Origin of the sequence: Desulfovibrio sp. 1188_IL3213 (genome assembly GCF_036763145.1) — a bacterium.
Lineage (GTDB): Bacteria > Desulfobacterota > Desulfovibrionia > Desulfovibrionales > Desulfovibrionaceae > Desulfovibrio.
Map to the genome: position 1 here is coordinate 1 of NZ_JBAIYR010000257.1, position 3,346 is coordinate 3,346.

The window sequence follows — 3,346 nt, forward strand, 5'->3', positions numbered from 1 at the left end:
CGTCCAGCGCCTGTGCCTGTGCCGCCAGATCAGCAACCGCCCTGGCAGCCTCGGCCATGGCATCGGCAGTCTGCCGTGACATGCTGTTGATCTGCACTATGGTATGGTTGATCTCCTCGCTGGCGGCAGACTGTTCCTCGCTGGCCGTGGCAATGGCGTTTACCTGATCCGCCGTGGATTCCACAGTGCCGACGATTTCGCCCAGGGCCTGACCGGACTGACCGGCAAAACCCGTGGCCTGCTCCACCTGCCGCACGGCCTCGTCCACACCGGCCATGCTTTTTGCGGTGCTTTCCTGAATGGCCCTGATGGCATTGCCCACATCGGTGGTGGAAGACATGGTTTTTTCCGCCAGCTTGCGCACCTCATCGGCCACCACGGCGAATCCGCGTCCCGCGTCGCCGGCCCTGGCAGCCTCAATGGCGGCATTGAGCGCCAAAAGGTTGGTCTGGTCAGCAATGTCGGAAATGACGCTCATGATCCGGCTGATATCCTGGGCATGCGTGTTGAGCTGCGCCATATCCTGACGTAATACCTCCGACACCTCGTGCACCTGCCGTATGCTCTGCAGCGATTGTTCCACGATGTGCGCGCCGGCCAGCGCCCTTCTTCTGGTTTCTGCCGATGCCTCTGAAGCCTGGCTGGCATTGCGGGCAACTTCCTGCACAGTGGCATTCATCTCGTTCATGGCCGTGGCCGCTTCGGCAAGCCGCTGGGCAGATTCCGCAGCGCCCCGATCCGACTGTTCTATCTGGGCAGAAAGCTCTGTTGAGGCCGAAGAAAGCACCGACACCACGCCTTCAAGCTGTCCCGCCGCAGCCAGCATGCCGTCCCGGCGGGCGCTTTCAGCGGCCCTGCGGGCATCCTCGGCCTCCAGCATGGCCTGGCGGGCCTTTTCCGACTCTTCGCGGGCCGCTTGCGTCAGTGTCTCAGCCTTGCTTATGCCTTCCAGCAGCGAAGCGATCATTTTTTTCAAGGCTGTGCTAAGCACCTTCATTTCACCGCCAAAACGGCTGTCTTCAATGTTCTGCTCCAGCTTGCCCCCGGCGATGATTTCGGCGGTTTCCGCCAGATAGTTCACCGGACGCAACGCGCCGCGAATGACGAGATAGCTTATGCCAAGCAGCACCAGCAGGGTTATGGCCGAAATAATGACCGTTATCCGACTGATATCCCTGGCCTCCGCCAGCACCTCGCTCTGCGGTACCGTGACGCTGAGATACCAGTGCTGGCTGCCGCCCCTGAAATCAACGGGATAAAAATAGCGCAGCAACACGCCCCGGGCGTCGTCCACATCTTCCGAATACGGTTTTCCGGCGGCAAAGGCCTCCAGGGCCGCGTCCTTTCTTTTGAGGCCGCCAAGATCAAAAAGGCTTTTGCCGATCAGGGCTTCTTCGCGATGCGCCAGAACATCACCCTTTTCGCTCACAAGCGAAGCATAACCGCTGCCGTAAAGGCTGATGGCCGCGACCATCTGCTGCAGCCGGGCAAGAGAGATATCCACCAGCACCACACCAAGCAGGTCATTGCCGTTCAGTATGGGACAGGCCACCGTGGACATGAGCACGTCCTTGCCGTTGACCTTGAAGGGGATGGGATCAGAAACATAGGTCTGCCGGGTTTGCCGGGGAATGACATAGTACGGCTGGCCGACCTGCTCGCCCAGTTCCACCAGTTCGGCCCCTCTGGAAAGGTAGGGCATGAAGCGGCCCTTGTCGTCACTGCCCGGCGCGCCCGCGTACAGCAGGTCGCGCTTGTCAAAGGCATTTGGTTCCCAGATGATGCCCACCCCGAAGATGTCGGCATTGCCCATAAGCATGCCGCTGATCATGGCAATCACGCCCTGCCTGGTGGGGGCCTCGTTGCGGGCCACACCCTGCCCCAGCGCGGAGGCCAGGGTTGACGCTTCATCAACAGCCATATTCAGGAAGCGGGCCACGGAATTGCCCTCGGCCCCGCCGAGAGCGGCCAGCTCGCGGCGTGCGGCATCCTCAATGGCAACGCTGCTGCGCGCCTGAATCTGCCACGTCAGCAGTCCCAGACACACCACAAGTGCAAGGGCCACAGGAATCACAATCTTGGGGGTCATGCGCAAGGATCGGTACCAAGCGAACATAAAGGCTCCATTGGTTAACGGGACACGAGAGCATGCCGGCTTTGGAAATACACCTTCGCAAAGTCAGCAAAACACTCACTTCGGCGCTTAGCCGCGCAAAAACCTGCGCTGCGCCTCTGTGGCCGACGCCTGCCTGCGCAGGCGTCAGAACACTGTAAAATACAACTGCCCTGGTTTTTTCCCGGCTGCAAGCAGCGTGTGCGGACCATGATCATATGAAGCTTTTCGGTATTTTTTTTGTGCAGCTTTAGGCAGTGTCGTCACGAGATGAATTTCCTTGGTATATCAAGGAGAACGAGCCTTTTATGCAGCGAGTGTACTCTTATGGTACTCGACCGGAATAAAAGACGAAGTTCGACGCAGAGATACCGGGAAAGGCGCTCGTGACGACACTGTCTAACGCAAAAACGACCTGTCCGTGCATGGCAAGTATGAAAGCCTTCGGCCCGGCACAAATCCTGATGATATTCTGTAATTTTTTAGGAAGGTTCACTCTGATGTATGAATAAATATAAAATTATAAATAATATTATGTGATTTTTAATTTTTAAAAACTATATTCAACATATTTCTTATTTATTAAATCTTATCTTATATAAAAACAGCGTTAAAAAAAACGAAATTAATATGTTTTCATAGCTATTGACATGAGAGTACCTAGTTATTAAAACATAGTTGATGGATTCGTCCAGTCGTGAATCACAACTTCCTACGCTGATTCACCCTTCTTTTCTCAATGTTGCATCTCTCAGCAGATGCAGAGGGTTACCTACCCCCAGAGAAGCAAGCATCACCTTGCAAACTCTCCTTCTATGCTTTCGGCATACGTGTACAAAACGTTGCCGCCATATCAATGGATCCGGTACACAACGGAGGCCCCATGCCTACTATTACCCTTTCACGCCCGGCTCAAGGCCAGGCAGTCACAGTGCTTGCGACAGGCAAAAACGCCAAGCTCGCTCTTGAATTCTCAACCGGCGATGTCAGCTTGTCGCGCGATGCAGATTCGCTGATATTTACATTTGAAGACGGCGCTGCCATCCGCATTGATGACTTCTATACCAGTTACCATGCCGCCAACATCCCTGAGTTTGAAGTGGACGGAAAGCTGGTTTCCGGCACGGAATTTTTCAGCGCCCTCGGCCCGGACCTCATCCCCGCGGCGGGTCCGGCAACAGTTGCCAGAACGGCCCGCTCCTCGGACCACGGCGCGGTTTCCGATCTCGCCTC

General features: G+C 56.0%; 2 protein-coding genes. One reads left to right on the forward strand and one right to left on the reverse strand.

What is annotated here, in order from left to right; all coding sequences use genetic code 11:
• Window positions 1–2,116, reverse strand: a 2,116-nt coding sequence (locus V6C16_RS09815; RefSeq protein ID WP_333543106.1) for a methyl-accepting chemotaxis protein, incomplete at its 3' end; no start/stop codon positions are given.
• Between the two features lie 880 nt (window positions 2,117–2,996).
• Here V6C16_RS09815 and V6C16_RS09820 point away from each other — a divergent pair.
• Window positions 2,997–3,346: hypothetical protein (locus V6C16_RS09820; RefSeq protein WP_333543107.1), on the forward strand; the 350-nt coding region annotated here is incomplete at its 3' end.